The 22,664-nt window shown below is 66.4% G+C and carries 19 protein-coding genes; 9 read left to right on the forward strand and 10 right to left on the reverse strand.

From position 1 onward, the window contains the following. From D3654_RS08255 to eat, 8 genes are all read right to left on the reverse strand, one after another. On the reverse strand, positions 1-1,734 hold the full coding sequence (locus tag D3654_RS08255) for an AMP-binding protein (RefSeq protein WP_120521020.1): 1,734 nt from the start codon (positions 1,732-1,734) through the stop codon (positions 1-3). A gap of 73 nt (positions 1,735-1,807) precedes the next feature. Beyond that, the gene (locus D3654_RS08260; RefSeq protein ID WP_120521021.1) at positions 1,808-2,848 is read right to left on the reverse strand and encodes a glycosyltransferase family 4 protein; all 1,041 of its coding nucleotides are present in this window, start codon (positions 2,846-2,848) and stop codon (positions 1,808-1,810) included. Between the two features lie 15 nt (positions 2,849-2,863). Beyond that, positions 2,864-5,032 carry an amylo-alpha-1,6-glucosidase gene (locus D3654_RS08265; RefSeq protein WP_120521022.1) on the reverse strand — a complete coding sequence of 723 codons (2,169 nt, stop codon included), beginning with the start codon at positions 5,030-5,032 and terminating at the stop codon, positions 2,864-2,866. Between the two features lie 160 nt (positions 5,033-5,192). Beyond that, on the reverse strand, positions 5,193-5,975 hold the full coding sequence (locus tag D3654_RS08270) for a 3-oxoacyl-ACP reductase (protein WP_120521023.1): 783 nt from the start codon (positions 5,973-5,975) through the stop codon (positions 5,193-5,195). Between the two features lie 42 nt (positions 5,976-6,017). Further along, on the reverse strand, positions 6,018-7,388 hold the full coding sequence (locus tag D3654_RS08275; protein ID WP_120521024.1) for an aldehyde dehydrogenase family protein: 1,371 nt from the start codon (positions 7,386-7,388) through the stop codon (positions 6,018-6,020). Further along, positions 7,385-8,155 (reverse strand): gamma-glutamyl-gamma-aminobutyrate hydrolase family protein, encoded by a 771-nt coding sequence (locus D3654_RS08280; RefSeq protein ID WP_120521095.1) that lies wholly within the window; start codon positions 8,153-8,155, stop codon positions 7,385-7,387. The genes D3654_RS08275 and D3654_RS08280 overlap by 4 nt, the downstream gene beginning before the upstream one ends. Continuing rightward, entirely contained in the window at positions 8,136-9,506 is a 1,371-nt protein-coding gene (locus D3654_RS08285; RefSeq protein WP_205571759.1) for a glutamine synthetase family protein, read from the reverse strand. The genes D3654_RS08280 and D3654_RS08285 overlap by 20 nt, the downstream gene beginning before the upstream one ends. A gap of 42 nt (positions 9,507-9,548) precedes the next feature. Continuing rightward, a complete protein-coding gene (eat, locus tag D3654_RS08290) occupies positions 9,549-10,979 on the reverse strand; it encodes an ethanolamine permease (RefSeq protein ID WP_120521025.1) in 1,431 nt (476 codons plus the stop codon). Positions 10,980-11,238: 259 nt separating this feature from the next. Between eat and D3654_RS08295 the strand changes: the two genes are divergently transcribed. The 3 genes from D3654_RS08295 (at position 11,239) to D3654_RS08305 (ending at position 14,192) form a co-directional block, all read left to right on the forward strand. Further along, complete coding sequence (locus D3654_RS08295) at positions 11,239-11,955, forward strand: FadR/GntR family transcriptional regulator (protein WP_120521026.1); 717 nt, start codon at positions 11,239-11,241, stop codon at positions 11,953-11,955. Between the two features lie 133 nt (positions 11,956-12,088). Then, positions 12,089-13,594 carry a purine-cytosine permease family protein gene (locus D3654_RS08300; protein ID WP_205571760.1) on the forward strand — a complete coding sequence of 502 codons (1,506 nt, stop codon included), beginning with the start codon at positions 12,089-12,091 and terminating at the stop codon, positions 13,592-13,594. Continuing rightward, positions 13,587-14,192 (forward strand): TetR/AcrR family transcriptional regulator, encoded by a 606-nt coding sequence (locus tag D3654_RS08305; protein ID WP_120521028.1) that lies wholly within the window; start codon positions 13,587-13,589, stop codon positions 14,190-14,192. Before D3654_RS08300 ends, D3654_RS08305 begins: the two co-directional genes overlap by 8 nt. A 3-nt stretch (positions 14,193-14,195) precedes the next feature. On the opposite strand, the gene nadE is transcribed toward D3654_RS08305, so the two are convergent. Next, positions 14,196-15,017, reverse strand: coding sequence for an ammonia-dependent NAD(+) synthetase (gene nadE / locus D3654_RS08310; protein ID WP_120521029.1), 822 nt, complete (start codon positions 15,015-15,017; stop codon positions 14,196-14,198). Positions 15,018-15,115: 98 nt separating this feature from the next. Then, the gene (locus tag D3654_RS08315) at positions 15,116-16,141 is read right to left on the reverse strand and encodes a LacI family DNA-binding transcriptional regulator (protein WP_120521030.1); all 1,026 of its coding nucleotides are present in this window, start codon (positions 16,139-16,141) and stop codon (positions 15,116-15,118) included. Between the two features lie 191 nt (positions 16,142-16,332). Between D3654_RS08315 and D3654_RS08320 the strand changes: the two genes are divergently transcribed. From D3654_RS08320 to D3654_RS08345, 6 genes are read left to right on the forward strand one after another with little or no spacing between them, the layout of a single operon-like run. Further along, the gene (locus D3654_RS08320) at positions 16,333-17,682 is read left to right on the forward strand and encodes an ABC transporter substrate-binding protein (RefSeq protein WP_120521031.1); all 1,350 of its coding nucleotides are present in this window, start codon (positions 16,333-16,335) and stop codon (positions 17,680-17,682) included. A 12-nt stretch (positions 17,683-17,694) separates the two neighbouring features. Beyond that, a complete protein-coding gene (locus D3654_RS08325; RefSeq protein WP_120521032.1) occupies positions 17,695-18,768 on the forward strand; it encodes a carbohydrate ABC transporter permease in 1,074 nt (357 codons plus the stop codon). Then, entirely contained in the window at positions 18,765-19,700 is a 936-nt protein-coding gene (locus tag D3654_RS08330; RefSeq protein ID WP_120521033.1) for a carbohydrate ABC transporter permease, read from the forward strand. Before D3654_RS08325 ends, D3654_RS08330 begins: the two co-directional genes overlap by 4 nt. A gap of 2 nt (positions 19,701-19,702) precedes the next feature. After that, positions 19,703-20,551 (forward strand): sugar phosphate isomerase/epimerase family protein, encoded by an 849-nt coding sequence (locus D3654_RS08335; protein WP_120521034.1) that lies wholly within the window; start codon positions 19,703-19,705, stop codon positions 20,549-20,551. Continuing rightward, complete coding sequence (locus tag D3654_RS08340) at positions 20,548-21,738, forward strand: Gfo/Idh/MocA family protein (RefSeq protein ID WP_120521035.1); 1,191 nt, start codon at positions 20,548-20,550, stop codon at positions 21,736-21,738. The genes D3654_RS08335 and D3654_RS08340 overlap by 4 nt, the downstream gene beginning before the upstream one ends. Continuing rightward, positions 21,735-22,661 carry a sugar phosphate isomerase/epimerase family protein gene (locus D3654_RS08345; RefSeq protein ID WP_120521036.1) on the forward strand — a complete coding sequence of 309 codons (927 nt, stop codon included), beginning with the start codon at positions 21,735-21,737 and terminating at the stop codon, positions 22,659-22,661. The genes D3654_RS08340 and D3654_RS08345 overlap by 4 nt, the downstream gene beginning before the upstream one ends. Positions 22,662-22,664: the final 3 nt, after the last annotated feature.

Here is a 22,664-nt window from a genome sequence, read left to right on the forward strand (position 1 = left end):
TCAGTCCCTCAGGCCCGGGAACTCGGCCTCGGAGTATTCGACGCCGAGACCGGCCGGCAGCGGGCCGGCACCCGGCCGGCCGTCTTCGCCGTGCCGTTTCTCTTCGCTGTGGCGCAGCTCCACGCGGCGGATCTTGCCGGAAATAGTCTTGGGCAGCTCGGCGAACTCGAGGCGGCGGATCCGCTTGAACGGTGCCAGGTGTGCGCGGCAGTAACGCAGGATGTCCTCCGCGAGCTGCGGCCCGGGCTTGTACCCGGGGGCCAGGACCACGAAGGCCTTCGGCACCGAAAGCTTCACCGGATCCGGGGACGGGACGACCGCGGCCTCCGCCACGGCGGGGTGCTCGATCAGGACGCTTTCGAGTTCGAAGGGGGAGAGCCGGTAATCGGAGGATTTGAAGACGTCATCGCCGCGGCCCACGTAGGTGATGACGCCGTTTTCGTCCCGGCTGGCCATGTCGCCGGTGTGGTAGTAGCCGCCGCGGAACGCCTCGGCGGTCTTCTCCGGATCGCCGGAGTAGGCGGTCATCAGTCCCACGGGCCGGGGGTCCAGGCGCAGGCAGAGTTCGCCGTCGTCGGACTCTTCACCGGTGGCGGGGTCCACCAGCACTACGTCGTAGCCGGGCAGCGGCCGTCCCATGGAGCCGGTCTTGACCGGCTGGCCCGGGGTGTTGGCCACCTGCACCGTCGATTCGGTCTGGCCGAAGCCGTCCCGGATGGTCTGGCCCCAGGCGCGTTCCACTTGGCCGATCACCTCGGCGTTGAGCGGCTCGCCGGCGGACACGACCTTGGTGGGCGGGGTCTTGAGCAGGGTCAGGTCCGCCTGGATGAGCATGCGCCACACCGTGGGCGGGGCGCAGAAGCTGGTGACGCCCTCGCGGTCCATCTGTTCCATGAGGGCCTTGGCGTCGAAGCGCTCGTAGTTGTAGACGAACACGCAGGCCTCGGCGATCCACGGCGTGAACACATTGGACCAGGCGTGCTTGGCCCAGCCGGGGGAGGCCACGTTCAGGTGCACGTCCCCGGGCTCGACGCCGATCCAGTACATCGTGGACAGGTGGCCCACCGGGTAGGAGGCGTGGCTGTGTTCCACGAGCTTGGCGCGCGAGGTGGTGCCGGAGGTGAAATACAGGAGCATGGTCTCGTCGGCGCGGGTGGGGCCGTCCGGCACGAACTCCGCCGCTTCCGTCGCATGGTCGGCGTAGCGCAGCGCTCCCTCCGTGTGGCCGATGCCCACTTCGATCAGCGTGTAGTCGCCGGGGACTTCGGCGAACTTGGCGATGTTCGCGCTCCCGACAGCGGCCCAGCGGGCGCCGCCGCGTTCCACCCGGTCCGCGATGTCCCGCGGACCCATCAGGGTGGTGGTGGGGATCATCACCAGGCCCAGTTTGATGCCGGCCAGCATCAGTTCCCAGAGTTCCACCTGGTTGCCGAGCATGACGACCATCCGGTCCCCGCGCCGCACGCCCTGGCCGCGCAGCCAGTTGGCCAGGCGGGAGGAGGACTCCGAGAGCTCCGCGAAGCTGCGCCTGGTGGCGCTGCCGTCCTGCTCCACGATCACCAGCGCCGGGTTGCCGCCCTTGTCCGGGTCCGCGGCGATGGCGTCGAACCAGTCGAGCGCGAAGTTGAAGTGCTCGAAGCGCGGCCATTGGAATTCAGCGTGGGCCCGGGCATAGTCCGTGCGCAGCTCCAGGAGCCGGTCGCGGGCCGCACGGAAGTCTTCGGTGACAGTCATGGCGTGCCTTTCGCTTCGCGGGTCATCCGCAGCCGGGGCCCGCACTTGCAAAATATACTAGGACATCCAAGCGTTAGGAAGGCCGGACCGGCCGCAGCTCGCCGGTCAGCAGCTCCGCATAGAGGGTGGCGTGGCGGCGAGCCATCAGTTCGGAGCTGAAGCGGCGCTCGACGGCGGCCCGGCAGTCCCGCCGGTCCAGCCCGGCCGCCGCGCGCAAAGCCAGCCCCAGTTCATCGGTGCCGTTCCTCAGGAAGCCCGTGACGCCGTCGTCGACGATCTCCGGGGCGGCGCCCCGCGGCACCGCCACCACCGGAGTCCCGGCGGCAAGCGCTTCGATCATCACCATCCCGAAGGGCTCGTCCCACTGCAGGGGGTTGATCAGGGCCAGCGCCCCGCCGAGGAGCTCCAGCTTGCCCGCGGCATCCGGCTCGCCCAGGAACTCCTCGTCGCCGCCGAGCAGCGGCTCCACGACATCCCGGAAGTAGTCCAGCTCCGCCCGGGCGCTCATCTTGGCCGCGATCTTCAGCGGGATTCCCGCCGCACGGGCCGCCATGACCGCCTCCACCACGCCCTTGGTCGGGTCCATCCGGCCCAGGAACAGGGCGTAGCCGCCGCTGCCGTCGCCGAACGGGAAGTCCTCCGGATCCACGCCGTGGTGGATGACCCTGGCGATCGGCACCTCCGGCGCCGCGGCGGCCTGGTCCCGGGAAATGGCCACCAAGGCGGTATCGCGCGCCATCATCCGGTACACGCTGCGCAATTCCGGGGTCATCACCGTGTGCATGGTGCAGACCACCGGAACGCCCGGCGGGCGGTGCCGGTACAGGGGACCGGTCAGCGTGTGGTCGTGGATCACGTCGACTCCAGCCAGGGCCTCGTACGCCCGGATCACGTGGGGCAGTTCGGACATACTCTGGCCCATCGCGGAACGCATGGCGGGGGAGAAGCCGCCGGGCCGTTCCACCGGGGAGCTGCTGTCCGAGGACGCGGCGAGGACCACGCTGTGCCCCGCGGCCGTGAGGCCGGTGGCGAGGGCGTGGACCACGGCCTCGGTTCCGCCGTAGGCGGTGGGCGGGACCGGGACCCAGGGCGGTGCGATCAGGCCAATCCGCATAGGGGCTCCTGTGGTTTACGGGGCGGGACTGAGCTTTTCGGCGAGTTCCACCAGTTCCGCCAGCACGGGCCTGGATCCGTGGTGCAGGGTAATGCCCGGCGGGAGACCGTCCACCGTTGCCACATTGTCTTTCACCGTGATGGTCATCCGGGCGTCGCCGAGGGGGCAGTTGCTGATCCGGACGTCGCCCATTTCGGGCGGCAGGACGGGGTCCAGCCAGAGCCCGTTGAGGGCCACGTGCGGATCGTGCCGCAGCAGCACGCGCAGCAGCTGCACCGGGGCGGCGGCGGCCCAGGCCTGCGGCGAGCACGACGTCGGATACGGCACCGGTTCCGGGTAGTCGGCACGGTCGAAGCCGCAGAAGAGCTCCGGCAGCCGGTGGTCCGTGTACTCCGCGGCCTCGAACATGGCCATCGCCACCCGCTGCGCCTCGGCCACGAAGCCGTAGCGCATGAGGCCGGTGGCGATCAGGGCATTGTCGTGCGGCCACACCGAGCCGTTGTGGTAGCTGGCGGGGTTGTAGGCTCCCATGTCGGTTGCCAGGGTGCGGATGCCCCAACCGCTGAACATCTCCGGCGACATCAGCTTCTTGACCATCAGCGGCGCCTTGTCCTCGTCGATGAGGCTGCTGATCAGGCACTGGCCCATGTTCGAAGCGCAGGCGTCCACGGGCCTCTTGTCCCGGTCCAGGGCGATGGCGTAGTAGCCGCGGTCCGGCAGCCAGAACTGCTCGTTGAACTTCCGTTTCAGCTCGGCAGCGCGCTCGCGGTACTCGCGCGCCAGGGCGAGGTCGCCGGCGTCGTACGCCAGCCAGGCCCGTGCGGTGTAGGCGCTGTACACATAGCCCTGGACCTCGCACAGGGCGATGGGCGGCTCGGCCAGGCGGCCGTCCGCGAAGTTGATGCCGTCCCAGGAGTCCTTCCAGCCCTGGTTCACCAGGCCCTGGTCGTTGAGCCGCTGGTACTCCACGAAGCCGTCGCCGTCACGGTCGCCGTAATCCCGGATCCAGTCCAGGGCACGGTCCGCGTAGGGCAGGAGCGCTGTCATTTGCTCCCGGTCCAGGCCCCACCGGCTCGCCTCACCCAGGAGGCCGACGAACAGCGGGGTGGCATCGATGGAGCCGTAGTAAGCGGACTTCCCGCCCAGGGCCAGGGTGGTCCCGATGCCCGGGCGCACCTCGTGCAGGATCCGTCCGGGCTGCTCCTCGGTGAGCGGGTCCACCTTGGTGCCCTGCCGTTCGGCCAGGTTCCACATGGTGTCCAGGACCAGGGTGGGATCCAAGGTCAACGACATGAAGGAGGAGAGCAGGGCGTCCCGGCCGAAGAGCGCCATGAACCACGGCGCCCCGGCCGCCATCACCGTGCGGTCCGGCCGCTCAGGGTCTTCGATCTGCAGCGCGCCGATGTCCTCCTGGCTGCGCTGCAGTGTCTTGGCGAAGGACGGATTGCCGATTTCCGGGGCCGGGATCTTCCGGATCCACTCCTGGCGCCGCAGTTCCGCGGGGGACTCGGCCGAACTCAGGTGGCGGAACGGCAGGCGCTGGAAAGACCCGGCGGGCCCGCCGCCGTCGGGCAGCGGGGACACGGTGACGGTCACGCTCCAACTGCCGTGCGCCGGGACCACCAGCGTGTATCCCAGGCCTTCGTGGCGGACAGCGGCGTCCGGGGCGTGGATGGCGACGCCCTTGCGGGCGCCGCGCCATGCGCCTTCGATGACGAGGGAATCGCCTTCCACCCGCCGCTGCTGCTCCCAGAAGCGGGTGATCCGGGCGTCCTTCACCTCGAAAAGGTCGGCGAAGTCCGCGTCCATGGTGAGTTCGAGGTTGCACACCGCCGGTTCGCGCGAATGGTTGTGCACGGTGATGCGCTCTTCCATCCCGACGCCGGCCTCCCGCCGGCGCTCGACGATCAGCGGGCTGTCCGCCCGCCCCGCGAGCCGGCCCGGACGCCCGATGAACACGCCCCGGTACGGTTCGAGGTTCCGGGCAGCCAAGGGCTCAAGGGTCACGTCGTTGACCGTGAGACGCCAGCGGGAAATGATCCGGGTGTCGGCGTGGAAGACGCCGTGCGGCCGGCCCGAATAGATGTCCCCGGCCAGGCCGGAAATGCAGAAGTTCGCGCCGTCCACGAGCGTGACGGAGGCGCCCAGCGGACCGGCGGCGGTATCGGCGTTCCATCCAGCCATGGCGGCTCCTTCACGGCGGGGCTGCCGGCATCGGGTGGTCCGCCGGCGGCTACGGTTTGTCAGCCAAGCACGACCCTACGCCCTCCGGGGCGGCGCCAGAAGGGGGCCGGCCGCTGTTTCCACCGGGAGGGAAACAGCGGCCGGAGACTGGGCAGCACGGTCAGGACAGCGGGGTTACGTACGCCGCCGAGATACCGCCGTCCACCAGGAAGGTCGAGGCCGTGATGAAGGACGAATCATCGCTCGCCAGGAACGCGACGGCCGCAGCCAGCTCCTCTGGCTCGGCGAAGCGGCCCATCGGCACATGGACCAGGCGGCGGGCGGCCTTCTCCGGGTCCTTCGCGAAGAGTTCCTTGAGCAGCGGGGTGTTGACCGGTCCGGGGCACAGGGCGTTGATGCGGATGCCCTGGCGGGCGAATTCGACGCCGAGTTCCCGGCTCATCGACAGAACGCCGCCCTTGGAAGCGCTGTAGGAGATCTGCGAAGTGGCGGCACCCATGACGGCAACGAAGGACGCCGTGTTGATGATGGATCCCTTGCCCTGCTCCTGCATGTACGGGAGGGCGTACTTGCAGCAGTAGTAGACCGATGTCAGGTTGACTTCCTGGACGCGGCGCCAGGCATCAATGCCGGTATCCAGGATCGATGCATCGTCCGCCGGGGAGATGCCGGCGTTGTTGAAAGCGATGTCAACGCTGCCGTAGGTCTCTTTGGTCTGGGCGAAGAGGTTGCGGACCTCTTCTTCGCTGGTGACGTCGACCTTGACGAACAGGCCGCCGACCTCCGCAGCGGCGGCTTCGCCGGTGGTGGGATCGATGTCTGCGATGACGACCTTGGCGCCTTCTGCGGCCATGCGGCGTGCGGTGGCTAGTCCGATGCCGCTTGCGCCGCCGGTGATGACGGCGCTGCGGCCTTCGAGGCGGTTGGAGATGACTGCGTTCATGGTGGGCTCCTTGTTCTTGTGTGTTTGCTCGGGGTGTCCGGCTCAGGCCGGGGTGGTGGAGATGAAGACGTTCTTGGTTTCGGTGAAGGCGGCCAGCGCATCCGGTCCGAGTTCGCGTCCCAGGCCCGACTGCTTGAAGCCGCCGAACGGCGTGGAGTACCGGACCGAGGAATGCGAGTTGACGGACAGGTTCCCGGATTCGACGCCGCGGGCCACCCGCAGCGCCCGGTCCACCTTGGACGTCCAGATGGACCCGGAGAGCCCGTACTCGGTGTTGTTTGCGATCCGGATGGCCTCGGCTTCGTCGTCGAAAGGAACGACGGCGAGCACCGGTCCGAAGATTTCCTCCCGGAACGCGGGGGAGTCCAGGCCCGGGGTGAGGACGGTGGGCGGGAACCAGAACCCCGCGCCTTCCGGGGCTTTCCCCTGGAAGGCGACCGGGGCGCCGTCGGGAACAAACGAGGAAACCGTTTCGCGCTGCTGGGCCGAAATCAGCGGCCCCATGGCGGTGGCCTCATCCGAGGGATCGCCCACCGCCATGCCGAGCACCGCCGGTTCGAGCAGTTCCATGAAGCGCTCGTACACGCTGCGCTGCACCAGGACGCGGGAACGGGAGCAGCAATCCTGGCCGGCGTTGTCGAAGGCGCCGCCGGGAGTGGCCGCCGCGGCCAGTTCCAGGTCCGCGTCCTCGAAGATGATGTTCGAGCTCTTGCCGCCCAGTTCCAGGGTCACCCGCTTTACCTGCTCGGCGCAGCCGGCCATGATCTGCTTTCCCACGCCGGTGGAACCGGTGAAAACGACCTTCCGCACCGCCGGGTGGGTGACGAAGCGTTGGCCCACCACGGAACCTTTGCCGGGGATCACTTGGAAGACGCCCTCGGGGATGCCGGCTTCCAAAGCCAGTTCAGCCAGCCGGATCGCCGTTAGCGGGGTTACCTCGGCTGGCTTGAGGACAACGGTGTTCCCGGCAGCAAGCGCGGGGGCGAACCCCCAGCCGGCGATCGGCATGGGGAAGTTCCAGGGGACGATCACGCCTACCACGCCCAGCGGCTCTTGGAAGGTGACGTCCACGCCCCCCGCCACCGGGATTTGCTTGCCGAAGTTGCGTTCCGGCGCCGCCGAGTAGTACTGCAGCACGTCCCGGACGTTGCCGGCTTCCCAGCGCGCATTTCCTATGGTGTGGCCGGCGTTCCTGACTTCCAGCTGCGCCAGGTCTTCGAGGTCGGCGTCGACGGCGGCGGCGAAGCGGCGCAGCAGCAGGGCCCGGTCCGCCGGGGCAACCAGCCGCCAGCTTTCATAAGCGGCGGCGGCCCGGGCGATCGCTGCGTCGACTTCGCTGGCGCCGGCCAGCGGCACCGACTCAATCACCTCTTCTGTGGCCGGATTGATGACGTCAAAGACAGTGGCGGTCATGGTGTGGACATCGCTTTCGTGGTCTCGGTGATGGTCAACGGGCGTTCGGCGCGGTAGGCGGCGGCCGCCGCCACGAAGCCGTGGAAGAGCCGAAGGTCCTGCGGGTTCTGCTCCGGATGGAACTGCACGCCGAGCACCCAACGCTCGTCCTTGCTTTCGAGCGCTTGGATGGTTCCGTCGGCGGAACGGGCCGTGACCCGGAGTTCCGCGGGAACGGCATCCACCGCCTGGTGGTGGTAGCAGGGCGCTGTTCCGGAGGACCCCAGCAGGCCTTCGATCAGGCTGCCTGCCTCGGTGCTGAAGGCGGCTTCACCGAACACTCCGGGCGCCGGCTGGTAGTTGGCGCCTGGATTGATGTCCGGGATGTGCTGCACCAACGAACCGCCCAAGGCCACGCTGAGCAACTGGGCCCCGCGGCAGATCGAGAACAGCGGCAGGCCGCGTTCCAGGGCCGCGCGGGTGAGCGCTGCATCGTGCGCATCCCGCAGCGGCTGCGGTGCGGTGAGCGGATGCGGCTCTGCCCCGTAAAGGGAGGGGTCGACGTCGGGACCGCCCACCACGATCAACCCGTCCACCAGGTCCAGCACCGATTCGTCGGTCCCCACCGGCGGCAGCAGGAGCGGCGTCCCGCCGGCGGCGACGACGGCCTCGACGTAGGTGCCCGGCAGGATCGCGGCCGCCTCCTTCCAGACTCCCCAGGACGCTTCCTGGTAGTAGCTGGTCAGTGCAATTTTCGGACGGTAGGCGCTAGAGACGTTCGAAGCCACGGACACGCTCCCAATCTGTGATGGCGCCTTCGAAGGCGGCGAGTTCCACGCCGGCCGCGTGGACGTAGTGGTCCACAACGTCGTCGCCGAAGGCTTTGCGGGCGATGCTGCTCTCCGCCAGCAGGGCGCGGGCGTCGCGCAGCGTCGTGGGCAGCCGCTCGGCGCCGGAGTCGTAGGCGTTTCCCTTGGTGATGGCCGGAAGCGGAAGGTCGTTTTCCAGGCCGTGGATAACGGCCGCCACCAGGGCAGCTGCCGCGAGGTACGGGTTCACGTCGCCTCCGCCCACGCGGTTTTCGGTGCGCAGGCCGGGTCCGTGCCCCACCACCCGCAAGGCGCAGCTCCGGTTGTCCAGCCCCCAGGCGATGGCTGTGGGCGCGAAACTGCCCTCGACGTACCTCTTGTAGGAGTTGATGTTGGGGGCCAGGAAGTAGGTCAGTTCGCGCAGCGCCGCCAGCTGGCCAGCGATGAACCGCTCCATGACGGGACTGAATCCGTGGTCACCGTCGCCCGGCAGCACTGCGTTTCCGTCAAGGTCCGTGAGGCTGATGTGGATGTGGCAGGAGTTGCCTTCGCGCTCGTTGAACTTGGACATGAACGTGATGCTCTTGCCGTGCTGGTCCGCGATTTCCTTGGCGCCGTTCTTGTAGAAGCTATGTTTGTCGCACGCGGCCAGGGCTTCGTCGTAGCGGAAGGTGATTTCCTGCTGGCCCAGGTTGCACTCGCCCTTGGAGGATTCCACCACCAGGCCGGCGGCCTCCATGTTGTTCCTGATGGAGCGGATCACCGGTTCCAGGCGGGACGTGGCCAGGAGGGAGTAGTCCACGTTGTACTGGGTGGCCGGAGTGAGGCCGGTGTAGCCCTTGTCCCAGGCTTGGGAATAGGAGTCGTCGAACATGATGAACTCCAGCTCGGTGCCGATGTGGGCGCGGTATCCAAGCTTTTCGAGGCGCTCGAGCTGGGCCTTCAGGACCTGCCGCGGGGACGCCGCCACCGGGGAACCGTCGGTCCAGAGCACATCGCACTGCACCATCGCAGTGCCTTCGAGCCAAGGAACGCGGCGAAGGGTTGCCAGGTCCGGCTTCATCACCATGTCGCCGTAGCCTGTTTCCCACGAGGACATGGCGTAGCCGTCAACAGTGTTCATTTCGACATCCACGGCCAGCAGGTAGTTGCAGCCTTCGGCGCCGTGGTCCAGCACGTCTTCGAGGAAGGAACGTGCGCCGCAGCGTTTGCCTTGGAGCCGGCCCAGGGCATCGGTGATGGCTACGACTACGGTGTCGATCTCGCCGCTTGCCACCAGTTCCCTGAGGGTCTCAAGCGTCAACTGCCGGTGTGTATCTTGGATGTTCATTCTGTCTCCGCAACGTGGTTTCGGATGGAGTGGAATCTGGGGCTAGGACTTGAGTTCGGCTTCGGCGCGGGCCAGTCGGGCGAACTCTTCCTCGGGGGCGCCGGCGACGATGCGGTGCCGGCTGTAGAACCAGTAATAGAGCAGGGCGGCGGCGAAGATGCCGGCGGTGATGGATGCAGCGAAGACGTCGACGACGAAGGTCGCCACAACTGCCACGGCGGACAGCACCAACGCGATCGAGGTGGTGACGACGCCCCCGGGCGTCCGGTAGCCGCGCTCCAGGGACGGTTCCTTCTTGCGCAGCACGATGTGCGAGAGGTTCAACAGGACGTAGGAAACGGTGGCTCCGAAGACTGCGATGTTGATCAGCAAGGCGCCGTCCTGGGTGGTCGCTGCCAGCAGGAAGCCGATGGTTCCGGGCACGATCAGCGCCCAGTACGGCGTGCGGCGCTTGCCGGTGAGGGACATCCAGCGGGGCAGGTAGCCGGCGCGGGAGAGCGCGAACAGCTGGCGCGAGTAGGCGAAGATGATGGAGAAGAAGCTGGCCACCAGCCCTGCGAGGCCTGCGTAGTTGATGAAGTCAGCCAGGGGTGTATTGCCTCCGTAGGCGATGCGCAATGCTTCCGGCAGCGGGTTGTCCGAAGCGCTCATGGCATTGGCTCCTGCGGCCCCGGGCACGAGGACGAGCATCAACGCTCCGAAAATTACCAGGATCAGTACTGCGACGATGATGCCCCGCGGCATGTCCCGTTTCGGGTTTGAGGTCTCTTCGGCCGCCAGGGGAACACCTTCGACGGCGAGGAAGAACCAGATTCCGTAGACCAGTGCCGCAAGGATGCCGCTGATTCCCATCGGAAGGAACGCGCTGGATCCGGCGGAGCCGTCGGGAACAATATCGAACAGCCTGGCCGGATCGAACTTGGGAGCGAGCCCGACGGCGGCCGCGAACAGGGCGGCCGTGGCCACTGCCGTGATGGCGAACATGAGCTTGAGCGCCTCACCCACGCCCCGCAGATGGATGCCGATGAAGATGGCGTACGTGACCAAGTAGACGGGCCAGGAGTTGGTGAGGCCGAAGAGGCCCAGTGCTTCAACGTAGCCGCCGATGAATGTGGCAATGGCAGCAGGCGCCACCGCGTACTCAATCAACACGGCCATGCCGGTGGCGAATCCGCCGAGGGGACCCAGGGCCCGGCGGGCGAACGCATAGCCCGCTCCCGCCGTCGGGAGGGTCGAGGAAAGTTCGGCGAGGCCGAAGACCATGCAGGTGTACATGACGCCCATCAGGACAAAGGCGATCAACAACCCGCCCCAGCCCCCTTGGGCAAGTCCGAGGTTCCAGCCGGCGAAGTCGCCGGAAATGACATAGGCAACGCCCAGGCCGGCAAGGAGCACCCAACCGGCGGCGCCGCGGTTCAGCCTGCGGTGCTGCAAATAGGCATCGTCGTTGCGTGCTGTGTCTGTTGTTTCCATGTGTCTTCCTAAGAGGGGAGGAATGCAGTGGGAAATTCTGAAGTGCGCACGTTCTAAAGGACTGTTTTTAGTCCAAGAGCTGCATCACAGTTTGGAGGTGATCTGTGCCATGGTCAAGCATTCTGGCGAAAAAGATGCCTGATGAGAAAGATTGGCGCTGAAGAATGGTCGACTACGTGACCATTGAGCGAGGCGCGGATAGGATGGGTCCAACATCGACAGCCCCGGCTTCCGGCCCTAGTGAAGGGGAGGCTCCGCCGTGCAGGACTCTCCGTTCGGCCCTTCGTATTCCGTGCTGCGCCCGGTGCGCGGTGGAAACGCCTTCGAAGAGACCATCGAACACCTTCTGCAGACCATCAAGCTGGGGATCTTCGCGCCGGCGGAGAAGCTTCCACCCGAGCGCGAACTCGCGGAGCGGCTTGGGGTCTCCCGGGCCACGCTGAGGGACGCCTTGGGGGAACTGCAAAATGCCGGCTACTTGGAAGTCCAGCGGGGTCGCTACGGCGGCACCTACGTCTCAAGTTCGGCCGTTCAGCGCCCCACGGAGAGCCGCCCGCTGGAACGCGCGGAGGTCGAAGACGTGCTCTTGTTCCGGGGAATCATCGAGCCCGCGGCCGCGGCACTGTCGGCAAAGGCTGCACTGACTGCCGCTGCGCGGCAACATCTGCAGCAGTGCCTCTCGGAATTGATGAGCGCGACGCCGGAAACCTACCGTCCGAGGGACGCCAGGTTCCACATCGCCATCGCCGAGCTGTCCGGATCGGCCAGCCTGGTGGGTGCCGTGGCGGAGACGCGCGCACGGCTCAACGATCTGCTGGACCGCATTCCTCGCCTGGGCACAAACCTCGAACACGCCAATGAACAGCATGTGGAAATCGCGGAGGCCATCCTCAAGGGAGACGCAGTCACGGCGGAACGGGTCACCGTGGAGCACTTGGAGGGCACCGCATCCCTCTTGCGCGGCTTCCTCGCCTGAGGGCCGGAAGATTTGGCCGCGGACCCGCGCGGGTGTCCGCAATCGCCATCGGCAGTCTTGACTGAAAATTCAGTCAAAGCGTATCTTGGATGCGTTGCATCATGGTGATGCAGTTCACGAAAGGCTTGAGATGATGAGCACGCGCTTCCGCAAAGACGCGGGTCCCGCCGGTGCCGTGTCCCAGCACAAGGACCGCTTCGGCAGTATCGAGACAGTCGGCATTGAGTTCATTCCGGACGGAGAACGCACCTCCCGCCCCCGGAACCTCTTCACTGTATTTTTCGGGGGAAACTTCGCTTTCTCCGTCATCGTTTTCGGATGGCTCCCCATCACCTTCGGACTGGACTTCGTTGGCGCCGTGACGGCCAGCCTCACCGGCCTCATCGTCGGGACGGTCCTTATTGCGCCGATGGCCCTGCTGGGGCCGCGGACCGGCACCAACAACACCGTTTCCAGCGCCGCGCATTTCGGCACACGCGGCCGGCTGATCGGATCCGGCCTCACCCTGCTCTTCGCCCTGGCCTACGCGGCCATCGCGGTCTGGACTTCGGGCGACGCGCTGGTGGCTGCCGCCGAGAGGCTGCTGGGAACGCCTGTTGACGGCACCACCCTGGCCATCGGCTACGCCGTCATTTCCGCGGAAATCATCCTGGTGGCACTATTCGGCCACGGGACCGTGGTGGCGATGCAGAAGTTCGTGGCCCCGGTGGTCGGCGTTCTCCTGATCATGGGGGTGGTTGCCTTCGCCCCCACGTTCAGCCCCACCTCCGTGCAGGCGGACTACCTGCTGGGCGACTTCTGGCCGACGTGGATCCTGTCCGCCGTCATCTCCGTGGGCGGCCCGTTGTCCTATGCGCCCACGCTGGGAGACTACAGCCGGCGCATCTCGCGGAAACTCCACTCGGACCGCTCCGTGGTTGCCGCCACCTGCCTCGGGGTGTTCCTGGGCCTCTTTGTCACGGCATTCTTCGGCGCCTTCACGGCCGCGGCCATCCCGGAACTGGGCGGCTCCTACGTAGCGGACCTGGTCCGTTCCGCGCCGGCCTGGTATCTGCTGCCGATCCTTGTCATCGCCCTGGCAGGCGGGCTCGGGCAGGGCGTGCTCAACCTGTACGCCAGCGGACTGGACCTGGAAGCGCTCTTTCCCCGGCTCCGTCGTGTCCACACCACGCTCATCACCTCGGCGGCAGCCGTCGGGCTGCTGTACCTCGGCGTCTTCGTCTTCAACGCCGTCGACTCCATCACCGCCATGACGCTGGTACTCAACGGATTCGCTGGACCCTGGGTGGCAATCAATGTCCTGGGTTTCCTGGCGGTGCGGCGCGGCAAGTACAGTCCACGGGATCTGCAGCTTTTCCGTGCCAACGCTTCGTCCGGCCGCTACTGGAGCACCCGCGGCTGGAATCTCCGTGCAGTGATCCCGTGGGCCATCGGATCGCTGTTTGGCGTGCTGGCGACGGACACGTCCCTCTACACGGGCCCCCTCTCGCAGCTGGCCGGCGGCATCGACCTCAGTTTCCTCGGCTCCACGGCCATCGGAGCCGTCGGCTACCTGGCTGCCGTCCGGTTCTGGCCGGAGCCGCAGAGGCTCCCACGCTCCACGGCAACGGAGCACGTATTACTGTCGAACCATGACTGACAAACTGGGCAAGATCCTCACTGCCGCCACCACCTGCATCGCCAGGAACGGGGTGCGGGGATTGCGGGTCAACGACGTAGCAAAGGAAGCCGGTGTTTCGTCCGGCTTGCTGTACTACCACTTCACCGACCGTGCCGGACTGCTCGCCGCGACCCTTGACTACATCAACAAGCAGGTCGGCAAGGACGACTCCCCTGCCTCACCGGCAGCCGCGGACGGCGACAGGCACCTGCGCCACTTGCTCCTCGACGAAATCAAGGACGACCCGGATGTCAGGCGGAACTCGGTGGCGTGGAACGAACTCCGGGCGTGCTCAGTCTTTGAACAGGACCTGAGTGAACCGCTCTCGCGGACAACCGAGGAATGGAACCGTGAAATCGCCCGGGCCCTCGTCGCCGCCGGCCACGGGGCCGGTGAAGACGAAGCGGCAGCCACCGCCGAGATCCTTACCTGCCTGGTGGAAGGGATCTCCGGCCGGTGGCTCAGCGGGTTCGTCTCCACGGACCATGCACGCTCCCTGCTGGCAGCGGCGGTCGATTCACTCACGAGTGGACGTCCGGCCACCGTGCAGGAGGCTGCCGGCCAGGACCTGGGCTGACGGCTACTTCCACCAGTTGTCGAAGATGGTGACCGGGACGGTCCTCTTGTGGCGGGTGCGCAGGTACTTGTCCTCGATGATCTTCGCGACGCCCTCCGGGACTTCGCGGCCCTCGAGGTAGTCGTCGATCTGGTCGTAGCTCAGGCCGAGCTCGTCCTCGTCGGTGCGGCCGGGCTGGCCGTCCAGCAGGTCCGCCGTCGGGACCTTCTCCCAGACCCGGGCGGGGGCACCCAGCTCCGCGAGGAGGGCCCGGTTCTGGCGCTTGTTGAGGCCGAACAGCGGCAGGATGTCCGCGCCGCCGTCGCCGAACTTGGTGAAGAAGCCCGTAACGGACTCCGCGCCGTGGTCCGTGCCGATCACCAGGTAGTTGTGTTCGCCGGCCAGGGCGTACTGCGCCACCATGCGGATGCGGGCCTTGGTGTTGCCTTTGTGGAAGTCGGAGATCGCGGCGCCGGTGGTCTTCTCGAACTCGTCCTCCACGCCGTCCACGCCAGCGGAGATGTTGAAGGTCCACTCGGTCTTGGCCTGGATGAAGTCCAGCGCTGCCTGGGCGTCGTCTTCGTCATGCTGCGTGCCGTACGGCAGGCGGACGGCCACGAAATTGGCCTCCACGCCTTCGCTCTCGAGTTCCTCGACGGCCAACTGGGCCAGGCGCCCGGCCAGGGAGGAATCGAGGCCGCCGGAGATCCCCAGCACGAAGCCTTTGGTGTGGGTGGCCTTGAGGTATTCCTTCAGGAACGTGACGCGCCTGCGCACCTCCTCGGCAGGGTCGATCCGGGGCTGGACGCCCATTTCCTCGATGATCTTCGCCTGGAGTTTGCGCATGAATCCAAGACTAGCCAGCCGCGTCGGCCGGGCTCAACTGTGGCGCGGGTGCATTGCGGGCGCGTGTGGGGCTCGCGGGGGGCTTGCGGGGAGCGAAGCTACGCGACAGGCCCCGTCGACGCGCGGACGGTGAGGTGCGTGGGCATGACCGCAAGCCGGCGGGTTGAAGCGGCCTGCAGCGGATCGAGTTGGGCCAGAAGCATGGAGACGGCCACCCTGCCGGCCTGTTCGATGGGGGAGGAGATGGTGGTCAGCGGGGGATTGCAGAAGTCGGCCCCGAAGATGTCGTCACAGCCGACGATGCTCATGTCTTCCGGCACGCGGATGCCCCGTTCCCGGAGCCGCTGCAGCATTCCGATCGCAATCAGGTCGTTGAAGACGATGCAGGCAGTGGCGCCGGTCCTGGCGGCAGCGTCGGCGGCGGCGGCTCCCGAGGTGGTCTTCGGGGCGAAGGGGCCGACGCGGAACGTTGTCAGCCCGCGTTCCTGGCTTGCCTCCTCAAAGGTCTTCCACCGGGTGGCGTTGGACCACGAGGAGGCGGGTCCGCCCACGAAGCAGATTTTCGAATGGCCGAGCGACGACAGGTGTTCAAGTGCCTGGACCACCGCGCCGGGGGTATCAATCACGACGGCAGGGGCGTTCGCCGATGAGCGGTTGATGGCCACGATGGCCTGCGACGATGCGGCGTCGGCAAGCTGCGCGTCGGTGAGGCGGGACGCGGCGAGGATGAATCCATCGGCAGTGCGTTGCATCTTTCGCAGGGTGTCGGCTTCCATCTCGGCCGACTCTTCGGTGTCCACGAGCAGCTGCGTGTAGCCGGCCGCCTTCAGCTGGTTCTGCGTTCCCCGGATGATGTCGAAGTAGAAGGGGTTTGTGACGTCGGGGACAAGGACGGCGATGGCATTGGTTCGTCCCGAACTCAGTCCGCGGGCCTGGGAACTCGGCACATAGTTCAGGGCGGCGGCCGCCTCTTCGATTCGTTCCCGCGTAACCCGGTTGACCCGGCCCGGATTCGAGAGCGCCCGGGAAACCGTGGACGTTGCCACTCCCGCCATCTCCGCGACGTCCCGGATGGTGGGTGGCGCCCCCGCGGGGCGACTGGCGCTGGTCGCCGAATCTGCCATGATCGAGTCCCTTTCGACTGGTCTCCGCGCCCCGTTCCGGGAGTGGGGGACCCAAGTTATGCGGCAATTACAGCAGTTATGGCAACTTTTGGCAATCGCTTGCCGCCCGGTTTGCCGCCTCATAGACTCGACGCCGAAGCCCCTGTGACGCACAACACGAATCTGCGGACTGGGTAACCAAGGAGGAAACAATGAGGTTTGCACCATCAGCGAAGTTTGCCGCCGTTGCCGTGGCGGCCGGGCTCGCCTTGACGGCTTGCGCCGGGGGCAGCGGGAGTTCCGGCGGAAGCCCGGACGGCGCCGGGAAGAAACTCAGCGTTCTTACCGGCGTCAACAACCATTACCCGGAGGAGCAGAAGGAATGGTTCAAGGACATTGCCGCGAAGTTCAAGGCCCAGACCGGTGCGGACATTGAGTTTGAGACATTCGCCTCGGCCAATGACGAACTGACCCGGATCCAAACCTCGGTGGTTTCCGGCCAAGGCCCCGACGTTTACAGCCTCGGCACGACATTCACCCCTACCGCTTACGCCACCAAGGCTTTCGTGACTCTCTCCGATGAGGACTGGAAGAAGGTCGGTGGCAAGGAGCGGTTCAATCCGGCCGCGCTGGGGATCTCCGGCCCGGATTCGGAGCACATGGCGGGCATCCCGTTCGTCAGCCGTCCGTTCGTCATGGCTTACAACAAGGATCTGCTGGCCGCTGCAGGCATCCAGAAGCCCGCCACAACGTGGGACGAACTTGCGGTACAGGCCAGGAAGCTGACCAACGCAAGCAAAGGAACCTATGGGCTGGCCACCGGCTACAAGGACAACTATGACCCGTGGAAGTTCATCTGGGCCATGTCCGTCCAGGCCGGAAACCCGCTGGTGGACGGCGACAAACTCAAGATGGACGACCCCGCGGTCAAGAAGGCCTACGAAACCTACTTCGGATGGTTGACCAAGGACAAAGTGGTGGACCCCGCTGCCATCGGTTGGAGCAACAGCAACGCCGTTGCCGCCTTCGCATCAGGCAAAGCCGGCTACTTGATGATGACAACCTCCAGCTCCGTGCCGACTCTGGAAAAGTCCGCCGTTGCCGGGAAGTACGCCTACGCCACGATGCCGACGGTTGCCCCCGGCGAGTCGGCATCGAAGGGTGATGGGGCCAAGGCCGCCAGCATCCTCTCCGGCGATAACCTCGTGGTTGCCGACTACTCGCAGCAGAAGGACCTGGCCTTCGCCTACGTCAAGCTCATCACGTCCAAGGACGAGCAGTTGAACTACCAGAAGATTTTCGGCGAGCTCCCGGCCAATGCCGAGGCGTTGGCGGCCCTGACGAACCCGGTGCTCCAGCCGATTGCCGAGGCAGCCGGGAAATCTAAGGCGACGCCTTTCACCGGGGCGTGGGGTGACATCCAACTCGGACTCGTAAACGTCACCGTCCAGTCCATCCCCGACCTCGCCAAGGGCTCCGTGGATGGCGCGGCCCTGGACAGCCGGCTCAAGGAAGCACAGTCCAAGGGGCAGGCCTCGCTCGACCGGGCTTCCAAGTCCTAGGCGGTAACCACCATGTCAACCGATTCCTTCAGGGACACGAGGGCCGCGACCATTCCGGCTCCTGATAGGCAGCTGACCCGGTCCGGCAGCGCAGCAGACGACGGCGGAGTCCCGGCGAACGCTGGAACAGCCGCCGCCCGCGGCGCGGCGCCTTCCGGAAAGCCCTCGAAGCCCCGGAAGTCCGGCCGTCGCAGGAACATCAGCGAGCGGAACCGTCCGCTGTGGATGTTGATCCCCGGCGGCATGTTGATGCTGGTCATCATTGTTGTGCCGCTGGTCCTGGGCACCTACATGTCCGCCCTCAACCTTGACCAGTACACACTTCGCAAGTGGATCAGCGCTCCGTTCATCGGCGTCGAAAACTTCGTTGAGGCGTTGACCAGCTCACCGCTGCTGCACTCCGTTTGGCTCAGTGTCAGCTACTCCCTGATTGCCACGGTGGTCACCGTTCCACTCGGAATCGCGGCAGCTGTCGCCACCCAGAATCCCTTCAAGGGCAGGGCACTGGTGCGTTCGGTCTTCCTGATCCCGTATGTGCTGCCGTCGTTCGTGGTGGCCACGATCTGGCGGACCATGTTCCAGCCCGATGGCGTCGTCGACTCGGCCCTGGGAACAGTCGGCATCGATTCCGGGCTCTGGCTCAACGGACCGCAGACATATTGGACCCTGATCCTGGTCCAGATCTGGGCTTCCTGGCCGTTCATCTACCTGTTGGCCCTTTCCGGCCTGCAGTCGGTGGACCACGAAGTCCACGAAGCATCCGCCCTGGACGGGGCATTGTGGTGGAACAAGCTGCGGTACGTCATTTTCCCGTACCTCAAGGGTCCGCTCTCGCTGGCCTTCCTGATTGGGATGCTGCACCACATCAACAACTTCACGCTTCCGTTCGTGCTGTTCGGCGTGCCCGCTCCGGCCGACGTCGAGGTCCTGCCGATCCTCACGTACGTGACCAGCTTCCAAAGCTTCCGGTTCGGACTCAGCGCGGCCATGGCCTTCGTATCGCTCGTCCTGATCGCCATTCCGTTGTTCATCTACCTGCGCGCCGTCAGGCTCGACGACGCCGAGACGCCTGGAGGCAAGAAGTGAGCGCAACAACAACTTCAGTCCACGGCAAGGCGGCAAGCGAGCCAGCCGTTGCCGGGTCCAGGCCCGGTTCGGCGATGCAGCAGGAAGTGACCCGCCTCCTGCCCGGCCCGCTACTGGCCATCATCCTGGCGGTGCTGTGCGCGGTGGTGCTGATTCCGATCTTCTACATCTTCCTGGCCTCGGTGAATACGGACATCGGCGTGGCAGGGGGCGAATTCTGGCCGTCGTCGTTCTCGCTCGAGAACTACACCAAGATCTGGTCAAGCGTGGGCCTGGCCAAGGGCCTGGCCAACAGCGTCCTGGTTGCAGGTGCCACGGCAGTCGTCTCGGCCGCCATGTCCGTGTCCACCGCCTACGTCCTGGTCCGGTACCAGTTCCTCGGCAGGCTCACCATCCTTCGCGGGCTCCTGGCCCTCCAGTCGGTACCCGGAACGCTCATGGTTCTGCCCGTCTTCGTCCTCTTCTCCTCGGCGGCAAGTTACCTGGGCGTTCAGGTCATCGGAACCCAGTGGGGCCTGTTCATCACCTACCTGACGTTCGCGATGCCCTTCTCAACCTGGGTCATGGTCACGTACCTGCGCGGCCTGCCCCGTGAACTGGAGGAAGCAGCCCGGATCGACGGCGCGAGCAACCTCGGGGTACTGACCCGCATCATCCTGCCCCTGAGCTGGCCCGGGATCGTTGTCTCCGGGATCTTTGCCTTCCTGCTGGGCTGGAACGACGTGCTTTTCGCTTCGGTCATGACCCGGCCGGACAGCCAGACCGCAGCCGTTGCCCTGCAGATATTCGGGGCGTCGCAGGAAGGCGGAGCGATCCCGATGTACGGCCAGATGATGGCTGCATCGTTGGTCTGCGCGGCCCCGGTGGTGATTCTCTACCTGATTTTCCAACGTTACCTAGTGGGCGGCCTGACCGCCGGAGGAGTCAAATAGCAATGACCGGTTCAGCAAAAGTGGAGTGGACGCTCTCAGGATTCGGCGACGAGATCAGCGATGATCCAGTCCTGCAGATCGCCGTTCTCCAGGCCCTGGGCGCGAACCACATTGAAGTCCGCAGCGCATGGGGAACCAACATCGTGGACCTGGATGCTGCGCAGCTCGGAGAGCTCAAGGCGCTCCTTGACGCAGCGGGCATGGGAGTCTCGGCCATTGCTTCCCCCATCGGCAAAGTGGACGTGACGCTGCCGGTGGAACACGAGGTGGAACGCCTGCACCGTGCGGCGAACGCCGCGAAAGTCCTCGGTGCGCACTACATCAGGATCTTCTCCTTCTACTACGGCGGGGATGTGGAGGTGGAGAGCATCCGCGACGACGTCATTGCCCGCATGCGGGCGCTCGCGGCAGCAGCCGAAGAACACGGCGTGGTGCTGCTGCACGAGAACGAGAAGGACATCTTCGGGGATACGCCGGACCGGGTGCTCGACATCATCGAGTCCGTCGCCTCGCCCGCCCTGAAGGTGGCATGGGACCCGGCAAACTTCGTCCAGGTCGGAGTGAAGCCGTTTGACGAAGGCTACGCCAAGCTCCGTCCCCACCTCGAGTACCTGCAGGTCAAGGACGCACGGTTCGCCGACGGCGTCGTGGTGCCGTCCGGTGAAGGTGACGGAGACCTGCTCCGCACCGTGGAGGCCTTGAAGTCCGACGGCTTCGTTGGGTTCGCCAGCCTTGAACCCCATCTGGCAGGCGCCCACGGACTGGGCGGCTTCTCCGGGCCAACCGCCTTCGGCATGGCAGCCCGGGCCTTTGCAAAAGTCGTGAACGAAGCTGGAGTTGAGACCAAATGAGCACCGAAACGAACCAGGCCATCAACGTCGCCATCGCCGGATGCGGCGTCATCGGACAAACCCATGCCGCCGCCGTCGGCGAATTGCCGGGCTTGTGCGTCACTGCCCTGGTGGACGACATCCCGGCCGCGGCCGCGGCAATGGCCGGGCGTATCGAAGGCACCGGCGCGGCCAGGCCCGCCACCTTCGGAAGCCTGCAGGAGGCTTTTGCCGGTGCCGACGTCGATCTTGTCATCATCGCCACGCCAAGCGGGCTGCACATCCAGCAGGCCTTGGAAGCCCTGGACGCCGGGAAACACGTGGTCATCGAAAAGCCCCTGGATGTGAACCTGGACAGGGCGGATGACATCATCGCAGCCGCCAGTGCGGCCGAAGCGAAGGGGCTGGTGGCGAGCGTGATCAGCCAGCACCGCTTCGACCCCGCCTCCGTCATCGTCGACCGGGCCCGCAGGGCAGGCCGCTTCGGGCGCCTCACCTCGGCCATCGCCTCGGTGGGTTGGTACCGCAGCCAGGGCTATTACGACTCCGGCGCGTGGCGCGGGACGTGGGCCATGGACGGGGGCGGGGCCGTCATGAACCAAGGCGTCCACACCGTTGACCTTCTCCTCTGGTTCCTGGGCCGCCCGGTCGAAATCAGCGCCAAGACGGCACTCCTGGCCCACACGGACCTGGAGGTGGAGGACACGGCCGTTGCCACCGTGACCTTTGAATCCGGTGCACTTGCCGTGCTGCACGCGACGACGGCCGCCTACCCCGGGCTGACTGTCCGGCTGCAGCTCATGGGCAGCAAGGGTTCCGCCGTGATCGACAACGACAACCTTGAGTACTTCCACGCAAGCGACGGGAACGATGCCGAAAGCGGACCCATGGGCATCCGGGGAGGGGGCAACCAGGCCGAGGCCGAACTGGCCAACTTCGCCGAACCGGCCCTGTCCGCCAACCTCGATCCAACGGTCTCCATCGAGGGGCACATCCGCCAGTACCGCGACGTCGTGGAGGCCATCCGGAGCGGCCGCCCGGCAGGAGTCACCGTGCAGGACGCGGTCACGGCCCTGGCGACTGTCCGCGCGCTCTACGTCTCCGCGACGCTTGGCCGTCCCGTCCTGATCGCCGACGTCCTGGCAGGAAAGTTCAACGACGTCCGGGTGCAAACCGGCACCGGCCACCTTGAGGAGGTCCCGGCATGAAATTCTCGGTCTTCACCGCTTCCACCCCCGAATGGACGCCCCGGGAAGCAGCTTCCCGGCTGGCGGCCCAAGGCTGGCACGGCATCGAATGGCGGGTCACAGACCAGGCCGAGTCAGCGGAGGCGGGATTCTGGGCAGGCAACAGGGCTAGCTGGCCCATGACCGGCCTTGAGGACTCCCTCCCGGAGATCGCGAGGATCACCTCCGAAGCCGGGCTGGAGTACTCCGGCTTGGGCGGCTACGCGCGCTGCGACGACCACGACGGCGTCGAACGGGTTCTCGCCGCCACGGCCGCCTTGGGTGCCCGCCAGGCCAGGGTCAACGTCCTGCCCCTGGGCAACTCCACGATGGGAGGCCAGGAACCCAGCGGCCTGGGTTACCCGGAGCTTTTCGCTGCGACCCGGGCGCACTTTGAGTGGGTGGCCGGCCGGGCCGCGGACCACGGCGTCAAAGCCCTCGTGGAACTTCACCACGGCACGGTCACGGCGTCCGCTTCCGCGGCCCGCCGGCTCCTCGAAGGACTGGATCCCCGGCACGTGGGCGTCATCCACGATCTGGGCAACCTGCTGATCGAGGGCTGGGAGTCGCCGCTGCCGGCACTCCAGCTGCTTGGACCCTACCTGGCGCACGTGCATGTGAAGAATGCCCGCTGGGTCCGCACGGGCGAACGGGACGAAGCAGGCGCTGCCCTGTGGGCGAACGAGTGGGCACCGCTCACTGAGGGCCAGGGGAACGTCCTTGAATACTTCAAGGCACTCGCGGACGTGGGCTACGACCAATGGGTGACCGTGGAGGACTTCTCCACAGACGTTCCCCTTGCCGAACGCACCGCCGGAAACCTCGCGTTCCTCCGGCGTGCGGCGGAACTGGCCGGACTGACGGTGGACGGTGCCCTTCCCGCCGACGCCCTCGCGAAAGGCTGACCC

This window comes from Arthrobacter celericrescens, from assembly GCF_003614925.1.
GTDB classification, from domain to species: Bacteria; Actinomycetota; Actinomycetes; order Actinomycetales; family Micrococcaceae; genus Arthrobacter; species Arthrobacter celericrescens.

Excerpts from the sequence above, each read along its gene's own strand:
- D3654_RS08255 (WP_120521020.1), bottom strand. The coding sequence starts at position 1,734 with ATGACTGTCACCGAAGACTTCCGTGCGGCCCGCGACCGGCTCCTGGAG.
- D3654_RS08260 (WP_120521021.1), bottom strand. The coding sequence starts at position 2,848 with ATGCGGATTGGCCTGATCGCACCGCCCTGGGTCCCGGTCCCGCCCACC.
- D3654_RS08265 (WP_120521022.1), bottom strand. The coding sequence starts at position 5,032 with ATGGCTGGATGGAACGCCGATACCGCCGCCGGTCCGCTGGGCGCCTCC.
- D3654_RS08270 (WP_120521023.1), bottom strand. The coding sequence starts at position 5,975 with ATGAACGCAGTCATCTCCAACCGCCTCGAAGGCCGCAGCGCCGTCATC.
- D3654_RS08275 (WP_120521024.1), bottom strand. The coding sequence starts at position 7,388 with ATGACCGCCACTGTCTTTGACGTCATCAATCCGGCCACAGAAGAGGTG.
- D3654_RS08285 (WP_205571759.1), bottom strand. The coding sequence starts at position 9,506 with ATGAACATCCAAGATACACACCGGCAGTTGACGCTTGAGACCCTCAGG.
- eat (WP_120521025.1), bottom strand. The coding sequence starts at position 10,979 with ATGGAAACAACAGACACAGCACGCAACGACGATGCCTATTTGCAGCAC.
- D3654_RS08300 (WP_205571760.1), top strand. The coding sequence starts at position 12,089 with ATGAGCACGCGCTTCCGCAAAGACGCGGGTCCCGCCGGTGCCGTGTCC.
- D3654_RS08305 (WP_120521028.1), top strand. The coding sequence starts at position 13,587 with ATGACTGACAAACTGGGCAAGATCCTCACTGCCGCCACCACCTGCATC.
- nadE (WP_120521029.1), bottom strand. The coding sequence starts at position 15,017 with ATGCGCAAACTCCAGGCGAAGATCATCGAGGAAATGGGCGTCCAGCCC.
- D3654_RS08315 (WP_120521030.1), bottom strand. The coding sequence starts at position 16,141 with ATGGCAGATTCGGCGACCAGCGCCAGTCGCCCCGCGGGGGCGCCACCC.
- D3654_RS08320 (WP_120521031.1), top strand. The coding sequence starts at position 16,333 with ATGAGGTTTGCACCATCAGCGAAGTTTGCCGCCGTTGCCGTGGCGGCC.
- D3654_RS08325 (WP_120521032.1), top strand. The coding sequence starts at position 17,695 with ATGTCAACCGATTCCTTCAGGGACACGAGGGCCGCGACCATTCCGGCT.
- D3654_RS08335 (WP_120521034.1), top strand. The coding sequence starts at position 19,703 with ATGACCGGTTCAGCAAAAGTGGAGTGGACGCTCTCAGGATTCGGCGAC.
- D3654_RS08340 (WP_120521035.1), top strand. The coding sequence starts at position 20,548 with ATGAGCACCGAAACGAACCAGGCCATCAACGTCGCCATCGCCGGATGC.
- D3654_RS08345 (WP_120521036.1), top strand. The coding sequence starts at position 21,735 with ATGAAATTCTCGGTCTTCACCGCTTCCACCCCCGAATGGACGCCCCGG.